Raw genomic sequence first — 24,806 nt, forward strand, 5'->3', positions numbered from 1 at the left:
CGCGACGAACGGTTCAATCCCGACGACGGGCGGCGATCAGCAGTTCCAGCCGCCTGATCGCCGCCAGCAGGCGGTTGGCCTGCATGGGTTGCCAGAGCGCCAGCTTGATCATCAGCGAGACGATCAGCAGCACGGCGGACGGCAGGCCCCAGCGCAGGGCTTCAAGCACTTCCGTCGCCTGGAAGAACCTCCAGCCGGTCCAGACGGCCGCCACGAAGGCCGCGGTCTGGACGATCATCAGCACGATGCTGACCCAGGCGGATCGCCCGCTGAACAGGGCCAGAGTCTGCTGGATATGGCCGGGGTCCTCGCCGATGCGGCGCAGCAGATCGCGTTCCTCCGCGGCCAGGGCCCGGTCGATGTCGTGGTCATGAGAGGTCATGGTCATCTCCTTCCAGAACGGCGCGAAGGCGGCGTCTGGCGTGCATGAGGCGGGTCTTGATCGTGCCCGCGGGAACGTCGAGGGCCACGGCGATCTCGGGGATGCTGAGGTCTTCGAAATGAAACAGGGCCAGGGCGGCGCGCTGGGCCGGCGGCAGGGTTCGGATCGCCGCCCGCAGGCGACCGACGTCACCGGTCGGGTCGACGTCCGGCGCCGGGGTCGGATCGGGCGTCGGCTGGACCGCCAGGGCCCGGGCCAGCTCCCGACGGTCCTTCAGCCCCGAAATCTCTCGCGCGCAACGGCGCGTGACGATGCGATAGGCCCAGGCCGCAAACGCCCGCTCGTCCTTCAGGCGCGGCAGGCCTCGCGCGATTTCCAGCCAGGCCGCCTGCACCGCGTCGCTCGCCGCCTCGTCATCGCCCGTCAGCCGCCAGGCATGCGCCAGCAGCCGCCGCCGCCAGCGCCTGACTAGATCGGCGAACGCCCGCGCATCGCCGGCCTGGGCGGCGACGACCAGATAGTCGTCCAGCAGGCGACCGTTCGCGATATCGGGTGAGGCTTCAGACCGGGTCATCGCTCATAGGTGCGTCGGCGTGACCTGACGGTTCAATCCGGCGAGCGGAATCTAGATCCGTTTCAGCCGCCGCGCATGTCCTGCGGTGATCTTCAGCGCCAGGCCGTCCGGCAGAACCTTCGGGATCGCCGCCAGCATCCCGTTGCGCCAGCCGGAAACGACACGCGGCCGGTTCAACTCCGCCCCGGCGTATCCCGCCCGCGCCACCTCGTCGGCGGTCTGCCACATCCAGCGCGGATAGGCGGCCGAGACCTCGGCCCGCGAGCCGTTAACGTCGTGAAACTCGCTATAGGTATAGCCGGGGCAAAGGGCCGAGACATGGACACCCGTGCCCTGCATCTCCAGCCACAGGCCGGCCGAGGCCTTGATCAGGAAGCTCTTGATCGGCCCGTACAGGGTGTCGCCCCCGGTCGCCGGCATCAACCCGGCCAGGGAGGCGACATTGATGATGCGGCCGTATCCGCGCTGCACCATGCCGGGCGAGAACAGCCGCGCCAGTTCGACCGGCGCCAGCAACATGACCCGCAGCATCGCCGCCTGGTCGGCCGGGTCAGTGGCGATGAAGCCGGCCGTACGCGAGAATCCGGCGTTGTTGATCAGGCCGTCGACCGTCAGACCGCGCCGCGCGATCTCGGCTGCCAGGGTCTCGGGCGCGGCCGGATCGGCCAGGTCGGCGGGGATCACGGCCGAGACCGTCCCAAACCGCTCGCTCAGCTCCGCCGCCAGGGCCGCCAGGGCCGGCTCGCGCCGCGCCGTCAGGATCAGGTCCCAGCCGTTCTCTGCATAGACCCGCGCCAGGGCATCGCCGATGCCGGCCGAGGCTCCGGTGACCAGGACCGTGCGTCTTTGCCTCCCCACCCCGGATCAGGCCGCGACCGGACAGGCGGGGTGGGGCGCCAGTCCCGCCAGCGAGGGTGGATTTTCCGCCAGCAGGTCGGCGATGGTGATCTTGGACAGGGCCTCGGCCGCCGCCGTATCGGCGGCCGTCAGGGCGCGGGCCACCTGACGCGGGATATGTTCGCTGATCGGACAGCCCTTGGCCCCCTGGGGCGGCGATCCCAGGTGGGTGCAGCCGTTCACCGCCGCCAGCACCTGGTCCAGTCGGATGTCCTCGGGCGCGGCCAGCAGCCAGGACCCGCCCGAGGCGCCGGGCCGGGTCGCGATCAGCCCGGCCTTGGCCAGTTGCGCCGTCACACGGCGCACGACGACGGGATTGGTCGGGATCGAGGCGGCCAGGACCGCGCTGGGCGCCGCCTTTTCGGGTGAGGTCGCGCCCTTGTGGGCCATATAGGCCAGGGCGTGGGCGGCGACGGGAAAGCGTTGGCTGTCGGACATGGATCACCCGGTGAGGCCTGAAAATAGGCGCTCGCCCGACATTTCACAAATCCCCGCCCAAACCCGACGGCCGTGTCGCGGCGAACACCGTGCAACGGATTGGTGATGGGCGCGATTGAACCTCGAATGGAAAGGGCCTAAGGCAGCGCCGCTTTGATGGGTGCGTGGCAGACGCGACCCGGAGGATACTCATGGCAGGGGATGATCCCCGAGGCGACGGCGCTCCCCCCGCTCCGCCCTCCTCGACCACCGACACCGCCGCCCCTTCGCCCGCCCCCGCTCATGGCGGGGCGCGAAAGGCCGGATTCTGGGCACTGACCATCGGCGCCATCGGCGTGGTGTTCGGCGACATCGGCACCAGCCCGCTCTACGCCCTGCGCGAGGCGATCGACCACGCCCGCGACGGCGTGGGCGGCGACCTGGCGGTCGTGGGTGTCGTGTCCCTGGCCTTCTGGGCCCTGATGGTGGTGGTGACGTTCAAATACGTCTTCTTCCTGATGCGCGCCGACAACAAGGGCGAGGGCGGCACCCTGGCCCTGATGGCCCTGGCGCAGGGGGCGATCGGCCGGCGCAGCGCCTGGATCTTCGTCCTCGGCGTGTGCGGCGCGGCCCTGTTCTACGGCGACGGCATCATCACCCCGGCGATCTCGGTCCTGTCGGCCGTCGAGGGGCTGAAGGAGGCGCCGGGCTTCGGCGGCTCGCTGGATCCGTTCATCGTGCCCATTTCGGCCGGGATCCTGATCGGCCTGTTCCTGGTTCAATCCAAGGGGACCGAGGGCCTGGCCAAGTTCTTCGGGCCGGTGACGGCGGTCTGGTTCCTGTGCCTGGGCGGGCTGGGCCTGTACCACATCTTCGATGACATCTCGATCCTGAGGGCCCTGTCGCCTCACTACGGGGTGCAGCTGCTGATCAACGACGGCTTCCTCGGCTTCGTCATCCTGGGCAGCGTTTTCCTGGCCGTCACGGGGGCCGAGGCCCTCTATGCGGACATGGGCCATTTCGGAAAGGCGCCGATCCGCATGGGCTGGCTGGTCTTCGTCCTGCCCTGCCTGACCCTGAACTACCTCGGCCAGGGCGCCCTGATCCTGGCGCACCCGGCGGCGTCCGAGAATCCGTTCTGGAACATGGTGCCCCAGTTCGCCTACTGGCCGATGCTGCTGCTGGCGACCCTGGCGACCATCATCGCCTCCCAGGCCGTGATCACCGGGGCCTTCTCGGTCACGCAACAGGCGGTGCAGCTGGGCCTGCTGCCGCGCATCGACATCCGCTTCACCTCCGAGACCCAGGCCGGCCAGATCTTCGTCCCGGCGATCAACAGCCTGATGCTGGTCGGGGTTCTGGTCCTGCTCTTCGCCTTCCAGAGCTCGCACAATCTGACGGCGGCCTATGGGGTGGCCGTCACCGGCACCATGCTGGTCAACACCCTGATGAGCTTCTCGGTCATCACCAAGAAATGGCGCTGGCCGGTGTGGACGGCCCTGGCCGTGCTCATCCCGTTCGGCTTCATCGACACCGTCTTCCTGACCTCCAACCTGCTCAAGATTCCGGACGGCGCCTGGATGCCGCTCGTGCTCGGCGCCGGCCTGGTCCTGATCATGTGGACCTGGACGCGCGGCAGTCAGCTGCTGTCGGCCAAGGCCAAGAAGGACAGCCTGCCGCTGGAGGACCTGATCGAGATGCTGCGCGCCCGTCCGCCGCACCGGGCGCCGGGCACGGCGGTCTTCCTGACCTCCGACCCGGACGTCGCGCCGGTGGCCCTGATGCACAACCTCAAGCACAACAAGGTGCTGCACGAGAAGAACATCATCCTGACGGTCCGCACCACCGACCGGCCGCGCGTGCCCGACAGCGAGCGGATCGCCATGGAGCCCATCAACGAGGACTTCAAGAAGATCACCCTCAGCTACGGCTTCATGGAAAGCCCGGTAGTTCCGCGCGCCCTCGGCCTGTGCCGCAAGCAGGGGCTGAAGTTCGACATCATGTCGACCAGCTTCTTCCTGGGCCGTCGCTCGGTCGTGCCGGCCGCCCAGCAGGGCATGCCCCTGTGGCAGGACAAGCTGTATATCTTCCTGATGCGCAACGCCGCCAACCCGACCGACTTCTTCCACATCCCGCCCGGCCGCGTGGTCGAACTGGGTACGCAGGTGTCGGTTTGACCGGAGGGGCGAGGGGCGAGGGGCGAGGGCCCGAAGGCCAGAATTCCGGCGCGCGCGGACGACGCCTGGCCGAAAAGGGTCGTGGACCCCGAAAGCCCGACCGGTCCCCCATCAACCCTCATCCCTCGAACCTCGACCCTGCAACGGATATCGGCGTGGAGGCCCGCGTCGCCGCCGGCGCCCTGCTGAACGCCGCCCTGGCGCGTCGCAACGGCCTGGACGAGGCCATGGCGAAGGCCGAGATCGCCGCCCTGCCCCCGGCCGACCGGGCTTTCGCCCGTGCGGTCGCCATGGCCGCCCTGCGTCGGCTGGGCGAGATCGACCAGATCCTGGACCGCCGCCTGAAGAAGTCGCCGCCCGAGGTCGTCCGCACCCTGATGCGCGTGTCCCTGGCCCAGACCCTGGTGCTGGAGACCCCCGCTTTCGCCGCCGTCTCCACCGCCGTCAAACTGGCCGAACGCGACCCCAAGGCCCGACCCTACAAGGCCCTGGTCAACGCCGTCCTGCGCGGGATCGAGCGCGAAGGTCCCGGCCTGACGACCGCCGAGAGCAACTTCCCCGACTGGATCGCGGCCCGCTGGCGGGCCGCCTACGGCGAACCGGCCCTGATCGCCCTGGCCCTGGCCGCCCGGGAAGAGCCGCCGACCGACCTCAGCCTGAAGCCCGACGCCGACGCAGCCGCCGTCGCCGGGGCGCTGGACGGCCGGGTTCTGGCCGGCGGATCGGTGCGCACCGGACGTCGCGGCGATCTTTCGACCTGGCCCGGCTATGACGCGGGCGACTGGTGGGTCCAGGACGCCGCCGCCGCCGTCCCGGCCCGTCTGCTGGCCCCGCAGCCGGGCGAGACCGTGCTCGACATGTGCGCCGCCCCCGGCGGCAAGACCCTGCAACTGGCCGCCGCCGGCGCGGCGGTCACGGCTCTCGACCGTTCGGCCTCGCGCCTGAAACGGCTCACAGCCAATCTGGCGCGCACCGGCCTCGACGCCGAGATCGTCGCGACCACCGGCGAGGACTGGGACGACCCGCGCGCCTTCGACGCCGTCCTGCTGGATGCGCCCTGCACCGCGACCGGCACCTTCCGCCGTAACCCCGAGGCCCTTCGCGCCGTGCGTCCGGGCGACGTCGGCGATCTGGCCGACGTCCAGCATCGCCTTCTGGACGCGGCGGCCGAACGGGTGCGCCCCGGCGGCCGGCTGGTCTATTGCGTCTGTTCGCTGGAGCGCGAGGAGGGCGAGGCCCAGATCACCGCCTTCCTGCGCCGCCGCCCCGATTTCCGGACCGCCTCCGCCGATCCCGCCGCCGTGGGCGCGCCGCCCGAAGCCCTGACGCCCGAAGGCTGGCTCCGCATTCTGCCCTCCCTCTGGCCCGAACACGGCGGTCTGGACGGTTTCTTCATCGCCCGCCTCGAGCGAGATCAGTCCTGATCTCGGCGTTTGGCAGCTTTGCGTCCCTTCGGCAGCTTCTCGGTCGATTTTCTGAGCTCTGCATACTCCTGATCGACACGCGCCTTCTCAGCCGTGCGGCGCTCGGCGTCAAATATCCGATACTGCCGCCGCGCCTCTTCATCCGCACGCTCCTTCGAAACCTCGCCACCGTGGTTGAGAGGGATGCGCCCAAGCCCCCGAAGTTGGCGATCAAGCAAAGCTGACGCCTCCGCCATGGTGGTCAGTCGGCCGATCTCCAGCTGGTCCTCAAAGATCGAGAGCAGGATATCGGTCAGCCGGTTCAACTCACGAACCTCCGGCTCACGCAGGTAATTCTTGGCAACCGTGACGTCAGCGGAGCGAATGCGCTCACCTGCCCAAGCCTGCAATCCCAAGGTCTCGTTGTCCGCATCGACACGGGAAATGATCACCTGCGCCGGCGTCAGGCTGGTCACCGCATGGCAGAGCTTGGCCTGGGTGTTGCGATAGAACTCACGCCAGGCCTCCGACTTCGGATCATAGTCCTGGCAGAGGGCGCAGATGTTGCGAATTTCTGCATAGATGTTCGCTTCGCTGCTGCGGATGTCGCGAACGATCTCGCGCAGTTCGCGAACACGGTCCTGTTCGCCTCCCGCCTTCAAACGCTCCACATCAACAACAAAGCCGCGAGTTGCGAACCGCACCAGCACGGCCGTCGCCCAGCGACGAAACAGCGTCGCCTGGGCCGAACTGACCCGGTAGCCCACCGAAATCACCATATCGAGGCTGTAGATCGTGCCGGGTCTACCCAAGCCACTTGTTTGCATTTTCTGCAAAGAAGTGGCCTCGTCCAACTCGCCCTCTTCGAGAATCGCAGTGATGTGGCGGGAAATGACTGACACATCTCGACCGAACAGGGTCGCGATCTGCGCCTGCGTCATCCACAAGGCATCGCCGTCGAATCGCAGTTCCACGCGCGCACCCTTCGCCGTTCCGTAGATCAGGAAGCGGTCGCCCGTTTCCTGATCCTCAAACACGTGCACCGGTTCATGTCCGGCGAGATCATCCATGGACATCGACGACTTCCCCTTGGAACATTAGTAGAACACGATTGAGACGGCGTTCCAACCCGCCTTGCCCCCGCCTTCGACGCGCCTTATCCCCGGAGACCATGGCCGCGCCCCTGATCTGTCCGTCGATCCTCGCCAGCGATTTCGCCCGTCTGGGCGAGGAGGTCGCGGCGCTTGAGCGGGCCGGGGCGGACTGGGTCCATGTCGATGTTATGGACGGCCATTTCGTGCCGAACCTCACCATCGGACCGGATGTGGTGAAGGCCCTGCGGCCGCACACCTCCCTGCCGTTCGACGTCCACCTGATGGTCGCGCCGGTCGATCCCTGGCTGGAGGCGTATCGCGCCGCCGGGGCGGATGTTCTCAGCGTTCACCCCGAGAGCGGCCCGCACCTGCACCGCACCCTCGGCCGCATCCGCGATCTGGGCGCCAAGGCCGGGGTCGTCTTCAATCCCGGCACGCCCCTGTCGATCCTGGAAGAGGTGGTGGACCTGGTCGATCTGGTGCTGATCATGTCGGTCAACCCGGGCTTCGGCGGCCAGAAGTTCATCGACAGCGCCCTGAACAAGATCGGTCGCGCCCGCGCCATCCTGGACGCCGCCGGATCGCCCGCCCACCTGCAGGTGGACGGCGGCGTTGTGGCCGCCAACGCCGGGGCCTGCGTCGCCGCCGGGGCCGACGCCCTGGTCGCCGGCTCCTTCGTCTTCAAGGGCGGGCCGGACGCCTATGCGGCCAATATCGCCGCCCTGAAGTCGGCGGCCTGACCCCCATGGGGCCCTTTTCGCGCAAGACCGACGACGCCGACGCTCTTGTCGGAGGCGCCATTCCCGGACTGAAGGGCGCCCCGGTGCGCACCCCGGTCAAGACCGGCGCGCCGATGACCGGCCCCTCGCTCTGGCCCGCCCTGGCCGGGCGGGTGCTGACCCGGCAGATGTGGATCGAGCTGTACGGCGTGCCGGGCTACGGCCTGACGCTGAAGGGGCCGAAAATCCCGGCCCTCGCCGCAGGGCCGCGCGATCCGCGCCCGATCGACGCCAATGTCGGCAAGGCCATTCTCGGCGGCCGTTTCACCCTGGCCGGCGCCGGTCTGGAGCTCGAGCCCGACGAGATCCCCTGGGACCGTCCCAGCCCCAGCCGCGGCTTCGCGGTCGAACTGCACAGCTTCAACTGGCTGCCCGGCCTGATGAGCCAGGGCGAACGCGGCGCGCGCGAGGCGCTGCGCCTGACCCTGGCCTGGGGCGACCATTTCGCCCGCTGGTCGCCCTTCGCCTGGGGGCCGGACATTCTGGCCCGACGCACCTTCAACCTGGCCTGCTGGGCCCGCAAGATGGGCGCCGTCGCCGATGACCTCGAACGCCTGCGCCTGACCGACCTTCTGGCGCGTCAGGCCCGCCAGCTGCTGCGCCCGCCGGGCGGCCTGGCCTCGCGCGCCCAGAAGCTGACAGCGGCGGCCCTGGCCGGCTGTGTCCTGGCCGGGGCGCCGGGCGCCGCGATCCGCCGCCGCGCCCTGTCGCGTCTCGGCGGCGCGCTGAAGGTCACCGTCGACGCCGACGGCGGCCACGCCTCGCGCAGCGCCGAGGCCGGGCTGGAGCTGCTGCTCGATCTTCTGACCCTGACGGACGCCCTGGGCCAGGTTTCGGAACCGACGCCCGAACCCGTCGCCGCCGCCATCCAGCGGCTGACCGGCGGTCTGCGCACCCTGGCCCTGCCCGACGGTCGTCTGGTCAGCTTCCAGGGCGGGGGGCCGTCGCATGTCGAGCGCGTCGCCGCCGCCCGCGCCCATGACGAGGCCGCCGGCGTCGAAACCGCTCCCCACGCCGCCGGCGCCGAGGTGGCGGGGCTGCGCCGCCTGCACGGCGCCCTGCTGACCATCGTGGCCGACGTCGCGCCCGCTCCGCACGGCGCCTGGTCCGAGACCGCCTGCGCCCAGCCCGCCGCGCTCGAGATCGTCTGCGGCAAGGACCGGCTGATCACCGGATCGGGCTGGACGCCCCGCGCGACCGACCGCGCCGGACTGCGCCTCACCCCCGGCCATTCGACCCTGACCCTGGGCGAACAATCGCTGGGCGAACCGCTCGGCGGCTGGAAGGGCGAGATGCTGGGGCCGCGTCTGGTCGGCCGCCCGGTCCACGTCGGCGCCGAACATCGTCAGGCCGAGGGCGCCGTCTGGCTGGAGATCGAGCACGACGGCTGGGCCGTGCCCTTCGGCCTGATGCATCAGCGCCGCCTCTACGTGGACCAGAGGCTGGACGAACTGCGCGCCGAGGAGCGGCTGTTCCCCGCCCCCGGCCAGGAAGAGGTGGTCCGCGCCATCGCCGCCCCCTACGCCGTGCGCTTCCATCTGGAGCCGGGCGTCCAGGCCTCCCTGGCCCGCGACAAGCGATCGATCCTGCTGCGCGGCCATTCCGGCCGGGGCTGGTGGTTCCGCACCGACGGCCCCGACGTCGCCATCGAGCCCAGCGTCCACATCGACGACGGCCTGACCCGCCGCAGCCTCCAGATCGTCGTGCGCGGCTCGGCCCGCACCGACGCCGAGACCAAGGTCCGCTGGAAACTCAGCCCGGCGGGCGCGAGCGGCGATCCGGTGTAGTGGCGCGCTACTTCCCGCTCGAGCTACCGACTGCGCTTCAAGCGGTTCAAAGCGATCTGCTGACGATCGAATATGCGAGAGAGGGACTCTGGGCGACCTTCGCGACGGAGGTGGCTGGTCAGCATTTGGAAGTCTGGTTTCCGAGCATTCTGGTGTTTCGTGTTCTGGATGAGGTTTGGCTGAGCACCGAAGGCGATGTCGGCGGCGACGGACATCGACCAAATCACCTCGCTTACAGGATGGAGGACTCTGTTTTCGGCGCCAGTCAGTCGCGGTTGATCCGCGAGCTCAACCCGGAAGCTCGCGAGTATCTGTTCGTGACCGGCGGAGGCTGCCTGAACGTGATTTCGGAAGCAGAGCCGACTTTCGTGGTGGTCGTTCACCAAGGGTGACCAAGGCTCGTTGCGGTGCTAGACGCCCGCGCGTCTTCTCCCGCTCCCCGAATCCGAGGCCCCCATGCCCGCCGCTCCAGACTTTCCGCCCGCCCCGGACGCGATCACGCCTGTCCGCGCCCTGATCTCCCTGTCGGACAAGGCGGGTCTGGAGGACGCGGCGCGCGCCCTGCATGCGGCCGGCGTCGAACTGGTCTCGACCGGCGGCACCAAGGCGGCCATCGCCGGTTTCGGCCTGCCGGTGATGGACGTGGCCGACCTGACCGGCTTCCCCGAGATGATGGACGGACGGGTCAAGACCCTGCACCCCGTGGTTCACGGGGGCCTGCTGGGCGTGCGCAACGCCCCGGCCCATGCCGAGGCCATGACGACCCACGACATCGGTCCGATCGACATCGTCTGGATCGACCTCTACCCCTTCGAGAAGACGGTGGAATCCGGCGGCGGCTTCGAGGCGGCCATCGAGAACATCGACATCGGCGGCCCGGCCATGATCCGTTCCGGCTCCAAGAACCACGGCCATGTCGCTGTGGCCGTGGACGGGGAATCGATCGCCCTGATCGTCGAGGCGATCAAGGCCGACGGCGCCACCACCCTGGCCCTGCGCAAGAAACTGGCCGCCCGCGCCTTCGCCCGCACCGCCGCCTACGACGCCGCCGTCTCCGGCTGGTTCGCCGGACAGCTGGACGACGCCGCCCCCGCCCGCAAATCCATCGCCGGTTCGCTGGCCCAGACCCTGCGCTACGGCGAGAATCCGCACCAGACGGGCGCCTTCTATCGCACCGGAGAGCGCCGCCCGGGCGTCGCCTGGGCCGAACAGGTCCAGGGCAAGGAGCTGGGCTACAACAACATCGCTGACGCCGACGCCGCCTATGAGCTGGTCGCCGAGTTCGAACAGCCCGCCGTCGTCATCGTCAAACACGCCAATCCCTGCGGCGTGGCCGTCGGCAAGGACCTGTCGGAAGCCTATGCCCGCGCCCTGGAGTGCGACGCGGTCTCGGCCTTCGGCGGCGTCATCGCCGTCAACCGCCCGCTGAACGGCGCCGACGCCCGCGCCATCACCGAGATTTTCACCGAGGTGGTCATCGCGCCGGGCGCCGATGACGAGGCCCGCGCCGTCTTCGCCGCCAGGAAGAACCTGCGCCTGCTCATCACCGACGGCCTGCCCGATCCGCACGGTCCGGGCGAGGTGTTCCGCTCGGTCGCCGGCGGCTTCCTGGTCCAGTCGCGCGATCGCAGCCTGATCAAGCCCGCCGACCTGACGATCGTGACGAAGCGCCAGCCGACGCCGACGGAAATCCAGGACATGCTGTTCGCCTTCACCGTGGCCAAGCACGTCAAGTCCAACGCCATCGTCTATGCGAAGGATGGTCAGACGGCGGGCATCGGCGCCGGCCAGATGAACCGTCGTGACAGCGCCCGCATCGCCGCCATCCGCGCCCGCGAGGCCGGCGAGGCGAAAGGCCTCGCCCATTCCCTGGCCGAGGGCTCCGCCTGCGCCTCGGAAGCCTTCTTCCCCTTCGCCGACGGCCTGCTGGAGGCCGTTGCGGCCGGCGCCACGGCCGTCATCCAGCCGGGAGGTTCGATGCGCGACGCCGAAGTCATCGCTGCGGCCGACGAAAAGGGGATCGCCATGGCCTTCACCGGGGTCCGCGTCTTCCGGCACTGACCCTCATTCCCCCCGACGCGGTCGTTCGACCGCCCGTCATCTGATCCTTTCAGCCCCGGCGCCCGCGCGCCGGGGCTTTTTCGTTCGGCCCGTTGCGCCGCGCCGACCCCGGTCGAAGAGCGCGACCTCGTCACAGGACGGCGGATTGATGCGCCTGACCGGCCATCCGCAGCACGAAATCCCCCTCGGCGCCCTGATGCCGACAATCTCGCCACAGTTTCGCAACCCATCCGCAACGGATGACGCCGGAATCACAAAAAAGTGGCGACGCAACATCCGCGCCCATGAAACGCATGTTTTCGCAAAATCCTTCCATTTGTCGGCGATCCTTAGGCCGGGACTGGCATGCAAAGCCTGAAATTCTCCCACTCGAGATAGGTTTTGGTCCAATATCGCTGCATTGAGCAAAATCAAGGAACGCTCATTTCCGCTTGAGCCCCAAAATGGTGTCTTGATTTGTGAGAACGGGTCGATACTGGATGAATTTACCGCAAGCGGCGCCAAGCCGCGCGATGCAGGGGGAATTGCATGCGTCCAGGCCTCAGCGCCCGTCAGGAGGAATGTCTGCGTCTGACGGCGTTCCGCACCGATCGCGAAATCGCCGCCGTGCTCGGCATCTCGGAAGCGACGGTGAAGAAGCATGTCCACGAGGCGTGCCAGAGACTGGGCGTCAATCGGCGCAAGGCGGCCCTGGCCCTGCTGACGCCGGAGCCGGCGGCGCCCGCGATCGTGGCCACGGCTCCATCCGACCCCGCGCCGCAGATGGCGGCGGATCTCGGCCGCTTCGGCTATCGTCCGCCCCCGCGCAACGCCTACGCCCGGGTGCTGATGATGGCCGGGCTGTCGCTGGCCCTGGCCGTGACGACCACAACGGTGACGGTTCTGGTGGGCGACTACCACCGGCTGCTGGAGCAGCACCCGCGCGAGTTCGCCCTGGCCTCCCCCCTGCACCGGTCTCAGGCCCGACTGTCACGCTGAGGCCGCCGGCGGCCCGGCCCCGACAGGGCTGGCCAGGCGGCCTCACCGCGATCTAGGGTGAGGCATGGCGTTGCAGTATCCGGTGTTCGTGTTCGCGACCCTGTCCCTTGCGGTCGGTCTCGCCTGGTTTTTCGGCGGTCGCCCCGAACGGGCGGCCACGGCCGCCATTCTGATCGCCTGGGCGGTCGGCCTCGTGCTGTTTGACTGGAAGATCGGGCGGCTGTCCGCCGGCCTGGCGCTCAGCGACCTGGGTCTGATGCTGGTGCTGGGTCGTCTGGCCCTGACCCGCGACCGCTGGTGGCTGCTGGCCGCGACGGCGGCCCAGGCGCTGGCTGTCGCCTCGCATCTCGCCCGCCTGTTGCTGCCGGACATCAATGAGACGGCCAATCTGGCGGCGCTGGCGGTGTTCGATCTTCTGGTCGTCCTGGCGCTGGCGGGCGGGGTGGCCGAGCGTTGGCTGGCCCGCGAGGCGCCCGCGACCCATCGGTCGCATCAGGTTCCTGCTTGAACATATAAACATGTCTTTATATGTGTGCGGCTGACTTCAGCGGCCTGACGGAGCTTCCCTTGTCCCGCACCAGCTTCCAATTCACGTCCGAAAGCGTTTCCGAAGGCCATCCCGACAAGGTCGCGGACCGGGTTTCGGACACCATCGTCGACCTGTTCCTGTCCAAGGATCCGGAGGCGCGGGTCGCCTGCGAAACCCTGACCACCACCAACCGCGTGGTTCTGGCCGGCGAGATTCGCGGCAAGGGCATCTGGGAGAACGACAGCTGGGCGCCGGGCGTCGAGGCCGAGATCGAGGCCGCCGTCCGCGCCGCGGTCAAGGACATCGGCTATGAGCAGTCGGGCTTCCACTGGAACACCTTCGACTTCTCCAATCACCTGCACGGCCAGTCGGCGGACATCGCCGTCGGCGTCGATTCCACCGACACCAAGGACGAAGGCGCGGGCGACCAGGGCATCATGTTCGGCTATGCCTCCAACGAGACGCCCGAACTCATGCCGGCCACCCTGGCCTACAGCCACAACATCCTGAGGAAGCTGGCCGAGATCCGCCACGCCGGCGGCTCGATCCTGGAGCCGGACGCCAAGAGCCAGGTCACGCTCCAGTACGAAAACGGCCGGCCCGTGCGCGCCACCTCCATCGTCGTCTCGACCCAGCACGCCGCCGGAAAGACCCAGGCCGACGTCGCCGCCGTGGTCCGGCCCGTCGTCGAGAGCGTCCTGCCCGCCGGCTTCATCACCGACGAGACCGTGTGGCACATCAATCCGACCGGCATCTTCGAGATCGGCGGCCCGGACGGCGACGCCGGTCTGACCGGCCGCAAGATCATCGTCGACACCTACGGCGGCGCGGCGCCCCACGGCGGCGGCGCCTTCTCTGGCAAGGACCCGACCAAGGTGGACCGCTCGGCCGCCTACGCCTGCCGCTATCTTGCCAAGAACGTCGTGGCGGCCGGCCTGGCCGACCGCTGCACCATCCAGATTTCCTACGCCATCGGCGTGGCCAAGCCCCAGTCGATCCACGTCGATCTGCACGGCACGGGCAAGATCGCCGAGAGCGTCCTGGAAGCCAACATCCTGGCCCTGATCGGCGGCGCCACCCCGCGCGCCATCCGCCAGCACCTGGGCCTGAACAAGCCGATCTACGCCCGCACCGCCGCCTACGGCCATTTCGGCCGCACGCCGGACGCGGACGGCGGCTTCTCCTGGGAAAAGACCGACCTGGTCGATCAGCTCAAGGCGCTGGCCTGAAGGGACGAGGTTCCAGGTTCGAGGTTCTAGGGTAGAGGTCCGAGGCTTGGGTCGATCGATCGTTCCCTGAAACCTCATCCCTGAAACCTCGAACCTCGCCTCCAAACCATGGCTTCCGACCCCGCCTCTCCCCATCGCCCGCTGCGCACCTTCGGCCGCATCAAGTCGCGGCCGATCAAGCCGAAACAGGCGGCCCTTTTCGACACCCTGATGCCGCAGGTCGCCCTGCCCGACCCCAAGGCCGGGCCGATCGATCCACGCGCCCTCATGCCCGAGGCGACCGAGGTCTGGCTGGAGATCGGCTTCGGTGGCGGCGAGCACCTGGCCGGTCAGGCCGCCCGTCACCCCCAGGCCCTGATCATCGGCTGCGAGCCCTTTCTCAACGGCGTCGCTTCCCTGCTGCGCCACATCGACGAGGGCGGGCTGAAGAACGTCCGGGTCCATGCCGACGACGCCCGGGCGGTGGTGGACGCCCTGCCCGACGCCAGCCTGGACCGGGTCATGATCCTGTTCCCCGACCCCTGGCACAAGGCGCGCCACAACAAGCGCCGTCTGGTCCAGGACGACTTCACCGCCGAATTGGTCCGCGTCCTCAAGCCCGGCGGCCGCCTGCGCTTCGTCACCGACTGGAAGGACTACGCCGACTGGGCGCTGGAGCGGTTCGAGCGCAATCCCGATCTCGACTGGACGGCCGAACGCGCCGACGACTGGCGCATTGCCCCCGCCGACCACATCGTCACCCGCTATGAGGAAAAGAAGCTCGGCGACACCGCGCCGATCTTCCTCGACTTCGTCAGGGCCTGATCTTCCTCAGGCCGCGCCAGACGAGCCAGACCAGCCCCGACTTCACCACGGCGCCGATCAGGAACGGCATGAACCCGACCGCGGCCGCCTCGCCCCAGCCCAGCGATCGCGCCAGCCAGGCCGTCCCCAGGCCCAGCAGCAGTACATGGGCCGCACACGGGATCGCGATCCCGGCGGCGGGTCGCTCCATCCAGCCGCGCCGCGCCGCCTCGCCCGCCAGACCCGCCGCGACGGGAAAGGCGAACAGATAGCCGGCCGTGGGGCCGAGAAATCGGCCGGCCCCGCCCGCTCCTTCCGCCAGAACCGGCAGACCGATCGCCGCCGCTCCCAGATAGATCAGGACCGACGCCACGCCCCATGCGGGCCCCAGCCAGACCCCGGCCAGCAGCACCGCCGCGCTCTGCAAGGTCATGGGCACGGGGTGCATGGGCGCATTGATCTGGGCCGAGGCCGCCATGACCGCCGCCATCGCCAATGCGAGAAACGCCCTGCGCCGATCGAAACGGGTCTCGCTCATCTCGTCCGATGACCACGACCCGGCTTTCGCCGCAAGGACCGCCTGTCTTCGTGCGCCCCCTGATCAATATGTCTGCCCTTGATAGACACGGCCTTGGCCCAGGGCTTCGACGAAACGGCGCTGATGCAGGCGCGGCCGGCGCCCGACATGCGGCCCTTCCCCGCCCAGATTCAGCTGACGTCGGACTCCGCCGAGGGGCGGATGTCCTCTCAAGCGCTTGCTGAAAACGCGCTGAGCGACCTGCACAATCCCGTCAGGGACGCACCGTCCATGTGTGCGAACAGCGTCGCGCGGAACGCCTGCGCCAGCCCGACAAGCTCACGGGTGGCATCGCGGCCGGCCGGGGTGAGAAGCAGAAGATGGGCCCTGCGATCGCCGACAATCGTGCTCCGGACGATAAGCCCGCGCGCCTCCAGAACATCAAGCTGACGCACCAGCGCTCCGCTCGTGATGCCGATCTTGGCGGCCGGTTCCGACTGTTTCAATCCGGAAGGCGCATCCGCCAGGCAGACAAGCGCAGAATAGGTCGTCTCGGTGTGATGGGCGACGCGAAGTCGTTCGGCGAAGCGGGCGCGCCACTGGCGTGACACGGCGACGATGGCGCGCGCTGTGTCCAGCTCAAGCGCCGCGCGCTCGTCCGTCGGACGCAGCGAATTCTGCAGATCGTAAGGCATGACGCACGCCGGGAAGGTGTGTTTCGACTAGCCCGACTTATTTCGCCTCAAAATGATTTCCAGCAGGTTATCCTGCAAATCGCAATCATTGCGCCGGCAGCAGTTTGGACACCAACCATTGAACACTTCATTACCGGATAACAGGGGATAAACCGCCGCCACTTATCTCGCCGACTCGCCAAGAGACCATGTTGGATCTGGGGAGAGCCGAGCGGATGCTGAAGCGGTATTTTTTGATCGGCCTGGCCGGACTGAGCTTGCTGATGACGCTGTTCGCCGGCGTTGCGGCCTGGACGTTCCACACCGTCCGCATCGGAGGCGGCGCCTACGAGCAGATTATTTCCGACAAAGATCTCGAGGCGGACATCCTGCCTCCGCCCGCCTATGCGATCGAACCCTTTCTGGTCATCAACCAGATCATGGTCAGCCCGGATGAAGCTCGCGCCCTGCTGCCGTCGCTCCGCGCGCTGAGACAAGCCTACGAGGCGCGACTTCACGCCTGGAGGGTGTCCGACATCGGCCCGGAGGCGAGGACTGCCCTTTTGGACCAGGCCCATCCGGCGGCGGAGGATTTCTGGGCGCTCATCGACGACCGCTTCATTCCGGCGGTCGAAGCGGGCGATCGTCCGGCCATGGAAGCGGCATATGAAGAGATCAGCCAAGCCTATGCCCGTCACCGCCGAGGAATCGACGCCACGGTCCTGGCCGCTCGCGAGGCAAAAGACCGCCATGAGGCCGCCGCCTTCGCCCAGACGGACGCCGGCCTGATGGTGTTGGCCACTTTCGGAATCCTCATCTCTGTCGTTTTGGCCGTTGCAGCCTGGCTGATGTCGCAGCGGGTTTTTTATCCTCTGTCGAAGCTGGCCGAGGCCACTGCAGGTTTGGCGAACGGCGACCTCGAAACACAGGTCGAAGTCAGCCCAGGGCGGAATGAGATCGGTGCGATGGCCGGCGCATTGGCCAAGTTCCGCGCGTCCGGCCTGGAAGCGGTCAGGCTGGAGGCCCAGGCGGCCGCCGACCGCAACATGACGGACGCCGAGCGGGCCGCCAACGAGGCCGAGAAGGCGCGCATCGCCGCCGAGGACGCCGTGACGGTCGAGGCCCTGGGCAAGGGGCTGTCGGCCATCGCCGACGGCGACCTGACCCATCGCTTCACCGCCGACGTCGCGCCGCGCGCCCAACAGCTGAAGGACGACTTCAACCGCGCCGTGTCCCAGCTTCAGGAAGCCATGGGCGTTGTGGTTCAGAACGTCGCCGCCATCCGCTCCGGCTCCGGCGAGATCAGCCAGGCCGCTGACGACCTGTCGCGCCGCACCGAACAGCAGGCGGCGTCGCTGGAGGAAACCGCCGCGGCCCTCGACGAGATCACCGCCACGGTCAATCGCACCGCCTCGGGCGCGCGCCAGGCCTCGGACACCGTCCAGGCCGCCAAGAGCGACGCCGAAGCCTCCGGCGTGGTCGTCCGCGACGCCGTCAGCGCCATGGGCGACATCGAGAAGTCGGCCCAGGAGATCAGCCAGATCATCGGCGTGATCGACGAGATCGCTTTCCAGACCAATCTTCTGGCCCTGAACGCCGGGGTCGAGGCCGCCCGTGCGGGCGACGCCGGCCGCGGCTTCGCCGTCGTGGCCTCGGAAGTCCGCGCCCTGGCTCAACGCTCGGCCGAGGCCGCCAAGGAGATCAAGTCGCTGATCTCCCATTCCAGCACCCAGGTGAACTCGGGCGTCACCCTGGTCGGCCAGACGGGCGAGGCGTTGCAACGCATCGTCGGCCGTGTCGCCGAGATCGACGGCCTGGTGTCCGAAATCGCCGCCTCCGCCCAGGAGCAGGCCACCGGCCTCCAGCAGGTCAACACCGCCGTCAACCAGATGGATCAGGTGACCCAGCAGAACGCCGCCATGGTCGAGCAGTCGACGGCCGCCAGCCACTCCCTGTCGCAGGAAGCCCAGGTTCTGGCCCAGTCGGTGTCGCGCTTCCGCATCGGCGCCGAACGTTCGGCGTCGGCCGCCCGTCAGGCCCCGGCCCGTCCCGCCGAGCCCCGCCCGGCGGCCCGTCCGGTCGCGGCCCTGCGCACCACCGGTCGTGGCGGCGCCGCGCCCCGCTATGAGCCCGCCGCCGCCGAAGACGGCTGGGAGGAGTTCTGACCCTTCGGAGAAAGCGGGGGCTGACAAGCCTCCCTCTTTCGCCTATATGCCCCCTCACATCGTTAGACCGGCGTCCGACGACGCCGTTTCAAGCGGCGGCCGGACGGCTCGCCGCTTTTGTTTTTTCCAAGGACCGCTTCCGCCTTGCGCGCCAAGACCGCCCAGGACCGCCAGCTGATCGAGCTGATCGACCCCATCGCCGAAAGCCTCGGCCTGGAGGTCGTGCGCGTGCGCCTGATGGGCGGCACCCTGCGCCAGCGGCTGCAGATCATGGCCGAGCGGCCGTCGGACAACGACATCTCGGTCGAGGAATGCGCCCGCCTGTCGCGCGCGGTGTCCGAGGTGTTCGACGCCGCCGACCCCATCCCCGGCGAGTATCTGCTGGAGGTGTCGTCGCCCGGCATCGATCGCCCCCTGACCCGGTTGAAGGACTTCGACCTGTTCGAGGGCCTGGAGGCGCGCCTCGAGACCGACCGGATGATCGAGGGTCGCAAGCGGTTCAAGGGCGTCGTGGCCGGGACCGAGGAGCAGAATATCTGCATCGACCTGGACGGCGAGGACGACACCGCCCTGATCCCCTTCGACTGGCTGGTGGACGCCAAGCTGGTCATGAACGACGCCCTGCTGAAGCGCGGCGCCGAGATCCGCGCCCGCCGAGGCGAACCTGAAGACGACGGCCTGCCTTCCGCAGCGCCCGAAGACCGCAACACCAAGACCAAACCTTCTGAGGACAACGCCTGATGGCCGTCACCGGTATTTCCGCCAACCGCCTCGAGCTGCTCCAGATCGCCAATGCGGTCGCGCAGGAAAAGAACATCGACCGCGAGATCGTCATCGAGGCGATCGAGGAGGCGATCCAGAAGGGCGCCAAGTCGCGCTACGGCGCCCATCACGACATCCGCGCCAAGATCGACCACAAGACCGGCGAGCTCAGCCTGACCCGTCACGTCACCATCGTCGAGGACGACTGGCAGCCGGAGGATGAGCTGGAGGAGTTCAACGACTCGGCCATGGTGCGACTGACCGACGCCTCCAAGCGCGATCCCGAGGCGGTGGTCGGCAAGGAATATGTCGAGGAGCTGCCGCCGTTCGAATTCGGCCGCGTCCAGACCCAGATGGCCCGCCAGGTCGTGACCGGAAAGGTCCGCGAGGCCGAGCGCGCCAACCAGTACGAAGAGTTCAAGGACCGCGTCGGCGAGATCGTCAACGGCACGGTCAAGCGCGTCGAATACGGCAACACCATCGTCGATCTGGGCCGGGGCGAGGGCGTCATGCGCCGCGACCAGTCGATCCCGCGCGAGGTGTTCAACATCGGCGACCGCGTCCGCACCTACATCTACGACGTCCGGCCCGAGGCCAAGGGCCCGCAGGTCATGCTGTCGCGCGCCCACCCCGGCTTCATGGCCAAGCTGTTCGCCCAGGAAGTGCCCGAGGTCTATGACGGCGTGATCGAGATCCGCGCCGCCGCCCGCGACTCGGGCTCGCGCGCCAAGATGGCCGTCCTGTCCAACGACAGCTCCATCGACCCCGTCGGCGCCTGCGTCGGCATGCGCGGCTCGCGGGTTCAGGCGGTCGTGGCCGAGCTGCAGGGCGAAAAGATCGACATCATCCAGTGGAACCCGGACGAGCCGACTTTCATCGTCAACGCCCTGGCCCCGGCCGAGGTGTCGAAGGTGGTGCTGGACGAGGAAGCCGGCCGCGTCGAGGTCGTGGTGCCCGACGAACAGCTGTCGCTGGCCATCGGCCGTCGCGGCCAGAACGTCCGCCTGGCCTCCCAGCTGACCGGCTGGCAGATCGACATCATCACCGAGAGCCAGGACTCGGAGCGCCGTCAGCGCGAGTTCTCCGAGCGCACCGCCCTGTTCCAGGAAGCCCTGGACGTCGACGAGGTCATCGCCCAGCTGCTGGTCACCGAAGGCTTCGCCACGGTCGAGGACCTGGCCTATGTCGAGAGCTATGAGGTCGCCGAGATCGAGGGCTTCGACGAGGACACCGCCGAGGAACTGCAGGCCCGCGCCCGCGACTTCCTCGACAAGCTGGCCGCCGAGCAGGACGCCAAGCGCAAGGAGCTGGGCGTCGAGGACGGCGTGCTGGACGTGCCGGGCGTGACCCTGCCGATCGCGGTCGCGCTCGGAGAGGGCGGCGTCAAGACGGTCGAGGACCTGGCCGACCTGGCCACGGACGAGGTGCGCGGCGGCTATGAGGTGGTGAACGGCGAGCGGGTCAAGACGACCGGCGTGCTGGAAAGCTTCAACCTCAGCCAGGAAGACGCCGAACTGCTGATCCTGCAGGCCCGCGTGGCGGCCGGCTGGATCGACGCCTCCGAACTGCCCCAGCCGGAATACGAGGAAGAGGTCGAATACGCCGACGGCGAATATGACCCCGAGGCCGTGTTCGGCGACGCGCCGGCTGCGGAAGACGCCTCTGACGAGGTCGCGGCCGAGGCCGACGACCAGCCTCAAGACGCGTGATGGGAGCCCCGGCCGTCCATGACCCCGCGCGAGGCGAACGCATCGGATAGAGAGCGTCGCGACCTGGTCACCGGCCAGGTCATGGACGAATCTCGTCTGATCCGCTTCGTCGCGGGGCCGGACGGCGCGGTGGCGCCCGATCTCGGCCGCAAGCTGCCGGGTCGCGGCCTCTGGGTCGCGGCCGATCGCGCCTCGGTCCAGACGGCGGCGAAGAAGAACCTGTTCGCCCGCGCCGCCCGCGCGCCGCTCAAGCCGTCCGCCGACCTCGACGCGACGGTCGAAACCCTGCTGATGCGGCGTTGCCTTGAACAGCTGGGCCTTGCCCGGCGCGAAGGCGTGCTTATCTCGGGCTTCGAAAAGACCGGACAGGCGATCCGCGCCGGATCGGCGGCCTGGGTGATCGAGGCGGCCGACGGCGCCGCTGACGGGCGGGGCAAGATTCTGGGTCTGGCGCGGCACGCGCCGTCGCTGAAACAGGGCGCGCGCGTCTGCGGCCTGTTCGCCTCGCAAGATTTGAGTTTGGCCCTCGGGCTGGAAAATGTGATACACGCCGTCCTTCTCGCGGGCGGGCGGGCCGACCGCTTCACCGCCGAGATGGATCGACTGGCGGGATTTCGTCCGCTGCGGCCTCCGGAATGGGACCGGCGTCCGACGCCCCAGGCGTCTGCGGCGCCTCCCGCGGCGGGCCCGGATGAAGACCCGGGAGGCGAGCCTTGACGGGCTGATCGACGGGCGGGGCCGTTCCCACGACGGGAACGACCGCGCTCGGCTATTTGCGTTTGCGTGACGATAAAGAGATTGGGCGGACTTCCCCGCCACGAGTAAAGCGACCGGATGAACGACGAGAACGACAAGACCAAGGACGGCCAGGCTGGCGGAACTCCCTCCGGCACGGGGCCGCGCGCGCCCCTGAGCCTGAAGCCGCGCACGACGGGATCGGTTTCGACCGGCACCGTGCGCCAGAGCTTCAGCCACGGCCGCACCAAGACGGTGGTGGTCGAGACCAAGCGTCGCGCCGGTCCGACCGGCGGGCCGCAGCGTCCGCAAGGCTTCGACGTCGCGCGTCCGCGCGCTGACGCCCCGGCCGCCGCTCCGCGTCCGGCCGCGCCCCCGCGTCCCCAGCCCGCCGGCGGCAGCCTGTCGGGCGAGGAGCAGGAGGCCCGTCGCCGCGCCATCGAACTGGCCCAGCGCCAGCAGGCCGAGCGCGCCAAGGCCCAGGCCGAGGAGCAGGCCCGTCGCGACGCCGCCGCCCGCGAACAGGCCGCCGCCACGGCGCGCGCCGCCCAGGCCGCCGAGGCCGAGGCCGCCGCCGCCCGCGCCGCCGCCGAGGCCGCCCGCGCCGAAGCCGCCAAGCTGAGCGCCGCCGCGCCGGCCCCCGCCAAACCGGCCAAGCCGGCTCCCGCAGCGGCCGCCCCGCCGGTTGCGCCCGTCGCTGCGGCTCCCGCCGCCCCGACCCCAGCTGCTCCGGCGCGGCCGGCGGCCCCTGCGCGTCCCGTGGTCAACTTCGGCCAGCGGGCGCCCAAGCCAGGCAACCCGCAGCGCGCCGCTCTCGAACGTCCGGCCTTCGGCGGCCGCTCGGCCCGTGAAGAAGCCATGGGCGGCGGCGAGCGCAGCTATTCCGATCGTCCCTCGGGCGGTGATCGCGCCCCGGCCGCCCGCTCCGGCGAACGTCCGGCCGGAGGCCCCGGCGGTCGCGCCCCGCGTCCGGCCGAGCCCGTCCGCTATTCCGCGCTCAACCCCCGTCCCGCTCCCGGCGCCGCCCGCCCCGGCGGTCCGCGCACCGGTCCCGGCGGCCGTCCCGGCCCCAACCAGCCCCCGGCGACGCCCGAGGTCGCCCGACCCAGCCGCGCAGGCGCCGGTTTCGGCCGTCCTGTGGGCCGCGAGGACGACCGTGAGCGTCGCTTCTCGGAAAGCGCGCCCGGCAAGGCCGTCTCCCGCACGCGCGGCGAGCCCAAGCGTCGCGAAGGCCGCCTGACCATCCAGGCCGTGGCCGGAGGGGACGAGGACGCCGCCGAACGCATGCGCTCCCTGGCCTCGGTCCGCCGGGCGCGTGAACGCGAGAAGGAAAAGCGCAAGGGCGGATCCACCGACACGCCGAACCGTCCGCGTGAAGTCGTTATTCCCGACGTCATCACCGTGGGCGAACTGGCCAACCGCATGGCCGTGCGCGGCGTCGACATCATCAAGTTCCTGATGCGTCAGGGCCTGATGATGAAGGTCAACGACGTGATCGATTCCGACACCGCCGAACTGGTGGCCGAGGAATACGGCATGGCCGTCCGCCGCGTTTCGGATTCGGACGTGGAAGAAGGCTTCCTGGCCGAGGCCGACGACGCCGATGCGACCGAACAGCGCGCACCGGTCGTGGCCATCATGGGCCACGTCGACCACGGCAAGACCTCCCTGCTGGACGCCCTGCGCACCACCGACGTCGCAGGCGGCGAGGCCGGCGGCATCACCCAGCACATCGGCGCCTATCAGGTGCGCCTGGAAGACGGCCAGCGCGTCACCTTCCTGGACACGCCCGGCCACGCCGCCTTCTCGGCGATGCGGGCGCGCGGCGCCAATGTCACCGACATCGTGGTCCTGGTCGTGGCCGCCGACGACGGCGTCATGCCCCAGACGGTCGAGGCCATCCAGCACGCCAAGGCGGCCAATGCGCCCCTGATCGTGGCGGTCAACAAGATCGACAAGCCGGACGCCAACTCGACCAAGGTGGTCAACGAACTGCTGCAGTACGAGGTCATCGCCGAGTCCCTGGGCGGCGACACCCAGATCATCGAGGTCTCGGCCAAGGAGCGGCTGAACCTGAACGGTCTTCTGGACGCCATCCTGGTCCAGGCCGAGGTCATGGACCTGCGCGCCAACGCCGACCGTTCGGCCGAGGGCGTGGTCATCGAGGCCAAGCTGGACAAGGGTCGCGGCCCGGTCGCCACCGTCCTGGTCAAGCGCGGCACCCTGAACAAGGGCGACATCGTCGTGGCCGGCACCGGCTGGGGCAAGGCGCGCGCCCTGCTCAACGAGCGCGACGAACAGCTGACCGAGGCCGGCCCCTCCGTTCCGGTCGAGATTCTCGGCCTGTCCGAGGCGCCGTCTCCGGGCGACGTCTTCGCCGTGGTCGAGAACGAGGCCCGCGCGCGTGAACTGACCGAGTTCCGCGCCCGTCAGAAGCGCGAGAAGGCCACCGGCGGCATCAACCAGGTGTCGCTGGCCGACATGATGGCCAAGCTGGGCTCCAAGAAGATCTCGGAGCTGCCGGTCGTCATCAAGTCGGACGTCCAGGGCTCGGGCGAGGCGATCGCCTCGTCGCTCGAGAAGATGGGCAACGACGAGGTGCGCGCGCGCATCGTCATGTCCGGCGCCGGCGGCATCACCGAGAGCGACGTCCAGCTGGCCAAGTCGGCCGGGGCGCCGATCCTCGGCTTCAACGTCCGCGCCTCGAAACAGGCGCGCGAACTGGCCGATCGTGAAGGTGTCGAGATCCGCTACTACTCGATCATCTACGACCTGCTGGACGACATGAAGGGCGTGCTCTCGGGCATGCTGGCGCCGCTCCAGCGCGAAACCTTCCTGGGCAACGCCCAGGTGCTCCAGGTGTTCGACATCACCAAGATCGGCAAGATCGCCGGTTGCCGGGTCACCGAGGGCGTCGTCCGCAAGGGCGCCCGCGTCCGCATCATCCGCGACGACGTGGTGGTTCTGGAGCTGGGCGTGCTCAACACGCTCAAGCGCTTCAAGGACGAGGTCAACGAGGTGCCCTCGGGCCAGGAATGCGGCATGCAGTTCCAGGGCTTCCAGGACATCAAGGAAGGCGACTACATCGAGTGCTTCACCGTCGAAGAGGTCAAGCGCACCCTCGACTAGGACGAAATGGCGGACGCCCGTTCGC

At 69.1% G+C, this 24,806-nt stretch carries 23 protein-coding genes; 16 read left to right on the plus strand and 7 right to left on the minus strand.

The genetic code is table 11. From position 1 onward, the window contains the following. Positions 1-13: 13 nt before the first annotated feature. Genes ACO2Q1_RS04865 through ACO2Q1_RS04880 form a run of 4 tightly spaced genes read right to left on the minus strand, consistent with a single transcriptional unit; the run spans position 14 to position 2,291 of the window. Positions 14-382 carry a DUF6768 family protein gene (locus ACO2Q1_RS04865; RefSeq protein WP_423328417.1) on the minus strand — a complete coding sequence of 123 codons (369 nt, stop codon included), beginning with the start codon at positions 380-382 and terminating at the stop codon, positions 14-16. Then, complete coding sequence (locus tag ACO2Q1_RS04870; protein WP_423328418.1) at positions 369-956, minus strand: RNA polymerase sigma factor; 588 nt, start codon at positions 954-956, stop codon at positions 369-371. The genes ACO2Q1_RS04865 and ACO2Q1_RS04870 overlap by 14 nt, the downstream gene beginning before the upstream one ends. A 51-nt stretch (positions 957-1,007) precedes the next feature. After that, on the minus strand, positions 1,008-1,814 hold the full coding sequence (locus tag ACO2Q1_RS04875; RefSeq protein ID WP_423328419.1) for an SDR family NAD(P)-dependent oxidoreductase: 807 nt from the start codon (positions 1,812-1,814) through the stop codon (positions 1,008-1,010). Positions 1,815-1,820: 6 nt separating this feature from the next. After that, positions 1,821-2,291, minus strand: coding sequence for an Rrf2 family transcriptional regulator (locus ACO2Q1_RS04880; protein WP_423328420.1), 471 nt, complete (start codon positions 2,289-2,291; stop codon positions 1,821-1,823). 191 nt (positions 2,292-2,482) lie between these two features. On the opposite strand from ACO2Q1_RS04880, the gene ACO2Q1_RS04885 reads away from it, so the two are divergent. Both ACO2Q1_RS04885 and ACO2Q1_RS04890 read left to right on the plus strand, forming a co-directional pair. After that, positions 2,483-4,447: a potassium transporter Kup gene (locus tag ACO2Q1_RS04885; RefSeq protein ID WP_423328421.1), complete on the plus strand. Its 1,965-nt coding sequence runs from the start codon at positions 2,483-2,485 to the stop codon at positions 4,445-4,447. Positions 4,448-4,596: 149 nt separating this feature from the next. Next, positions 4,597-5,871 carry an RsmB/NOP family class I SAM-dependent RNA methyltransferase gene (locus tag ACO2Q1_RS04890; protein ID WP_423328757.1) on the plus strand — a complete coding sequence of 425 codons (1,275 nt, stop codon included), beginning with the start codon at positions 4,597-4,599 and terminating at the stop codon, positions 5,869-5,871. Here the strand turns inward: ACO2Q1_RS04890 and rhuM are convergent. Beyond that, positions 5,862-6,920 (minus strand): RhuM family protein, encoded by a 1,059-nt coding sequence (gene rhuM, locus ACO2Q1_RS04895; RefSeq protein WP_423328422.1) that lies wholly within the window; start codon positions 6,918-6,920, stop codon positions 5,862-5,864. The two genes, ACO2Q1_RS04890 and rhuM, sit on opposite strands and share 10 nt — an antisense overlap. A 101-nt stretch (positions 6,921-7,021) precedes the next feature. Here rhuM and rpe point away from each other — a divergent pair, with 101 nt between their 5' ends. The 9 genes from rpe (at position 7,022) to trmB (ending at position 15,111) form a co-directional block, all read left to right on the plus strand. Continuing rightward, a complete protein-coding gene (gene rpe / locus ACO2Q1_RS04900) occupies positions 7,022-7,684 on the plus strand; it encodes a ribulose-phosphate 3-epimerase (RefSeq protein ID WP_423328423.1) in 663 nt (220 codons plus the stop codon). A gap of 5 nt (positions 7,685-7,689) precedes the next feature. Beyond that, positions 7,690-9,510, plus strand: coding sequence for a heparinase II/III family protein (locus ACO2Q1_RS04905; protein ID WP_423328424.1), 1,821 nt, complete (start codon positions 7,690-7,692; stop codon positions 9,508-9,510). Beyond that, the gene (locus ACO2Q1_RS04910) at positions 9,510-9,902 is read left to right on the plus strand and encodes a hypothetical protein (protein WP_423328425.1); all 393 of its coding nucleotides are present in this window, start codon (positions 9,510-9,512) and stop codon (positions 9,900-9,902) included. Before ACO2Q1_RS04905 ends, ACO2Q1_RS04910 begins: the two co-directional genes overlap by 1 nt. Before the next feature lie 64 nt (positions 9,903-9,966). Further along, entirely contained in the window at positions 9,967-11,571 is a 1,605-nt protein-coding gene (purH, locus tag ACO2Q1_RS04915) for a bifunctional phosphoribosylaminoimidazolecarboxamide formyltransferase/IMP cyclohydrolase (protein WP_423328426.1), read from the plus strand. A 145-nt stretch (positions 11,572-11,716) separates the two neighbouring features. Then, positions 11,717-11,929 (plus strand): hypothetical protein, encoded by a 213-nt coding sequence (locus ACO2Q1_RS04920; protein WP_423328427.1) that lies wholly within the window; start codon positions 11,717-11,719, stop codon positions 11,927-11,929. Positions 11,930-12,099: 170 nt separating this feature from the next. Further along, positions 12,100-12,549 carry a helix-turn-helix domain-containing protein gene (locus tag ACO2Q1_RS04925; protein WP_423328428.1) on the plus strand — a complete coding sequence of 150 codons (450 nt, stop codon included), beginning with the start codon at positions 12,100-12,102 and terminating at the stop codon, positions 12,547-12,549. 64 nt (positions 12,550-12,613) lie between these two features. Beyond that, positions 12,614-13,057: a hypothetical protein gene (locus tag ACO2Q1_RS04930; protein ID WP_423328429.1), complete on the plus strand. Its 444-nt coding sequence runs from the start codon at positions 12,614-12,616 to the stop codon at positions 13,055-13,057. A 59-nt stretch (positions 13,058-13,116) separates the two neighbouring features. Then, on the plus strand, positions 13,117-14,307 hold the full coding sequence (gene metK / locus ACO2Q1_RS04935) for a methionine adenosyltransferase (RefSeq protein WP_423328430.1): 1,191 nt from the start codon (positions 13,117-13,119) through the stop codon (positions 14,305-14,307). Between the two features lie 108 nt (positions 14,308-14,415). Further along, the gene (gene trmB / locus ACO2Q1_RS04940; protein ID WP_423328431.1) at positions 14,416-15,111 is read left to right on the plus strand and encodes a tRNA (guanosine(46)-N7)-methyltransferase TrmB; all 696 of its coding nucleotides are present in this window, start codon (positions 14,416-14,418) and stop codon (positions 15,109-15,111) included. Here trmB and ACO2Q1_RS04945 read toward each other — a convergent pair. Next, the gene (locus tag ACO2Q1_RS04945; protein WP_423328432.1) at positions 15,101-15,628 is read right to left on the minus strand and encodes a biotin transporter BioY; all 528 of its coding nucleotides are present in this window, start codon (positions 15,626-15,628) and stop codon (positions 15,101-15,103) included. The genes trmB and ACO2Q1_RS04945 overlap by 11 nt on opposite strands. 209 nt (positions 15,629-15,837) lie before the next feature. Then, positions 15,838-16,302 (minus strand): MarR family winged helix-turn-helix transcriptional regulator, encoded by a 465-nt coding sequence (locus ACO2Q1_RS04950; RefSeq protein WP_423328433.1) that lies wholly within the window; start codon positions 16,300-16,302, stop codon positions 15,838-15,840. Positions 16,303-16,490: 188 nt separating this feature from the next. Between ACO2Q1_RS04950 and ACO2Q1_RS04955 the strand changes: the two genes are divergently transcribed. From ACO2Q1_RS04955 to infB, 5 genes are all read left to right on the plus strand, one after another. Beyond that, on the plus strand, positions 16,491-18,446 hold the full coding sequence (locus tag ACO2Q1_RS04955) for a methyl-accepting chemotaxis protein (protein ID WP_423328434.1): 1,956 nt from the start codon (positions 16,491-16,493) through the stop codon (positions 18,444-18,446). A gap of 144 nt (positions 18,447-18,590) precedes the next feature. After that, the gene (rimP, locus tag ACO2Q1_RS04960) at positions 18,591-19,187 is read left to right on the plus strand and encodes a ribosome maturation factor RimP (RefSeq protein WP_423328435.1); all 597 of its coding nucleotides are present in this window, start codon (positions 18,591-18,593) and stop codon (positions 19,185-19,187) included. After that, positions 19,187-20,917, plus strand: coding sequence for a transcription termination factor NusA (nusA, locus tag ACO2Q1_RS04965; RefSeq protein ID WP_423328436.1), 1,731 nt, complete (start codon positions 19,187-19,189; stop codon positions 20,915-20,917). Before rimP ends, nusA begins: the two co-directional genes overlap by 1 nt. Before the next feature lie 18 nt (positions 20,918-20,935). After that, a complete protein-coding gene (locus tag ACO2Q1_RS04970) occupies positions 20,936-21,634 on the plus strand; it encodes an RNA-binding protein (protein ID WP_423328437.1) in 699 nt (232 codons plus the stop codon). 117 nt (positions 21,635-21,751) lie between these two features. Continuing rightward, entirely contained in the window at positions 21,752-24,781 is a 3,030-nt protein-coding gene (gene infB, locus ACO2Q1_RS04975) for a translation initiation factor IF-2 (protein WP_423328438.1), read from the plus strand. The last annotated feature ends 25 nt before the right edge of the window (positions 24,782-24,806 follow it).

This window comes from Brevundimonas sp. VNH65, assembly GCF_049445955.1.
GTDB lineage: Bacteria > Pseudomonadota > Alphaproteobacteria > Caulobacterales > Caulobacteraceae > Brevundimonas.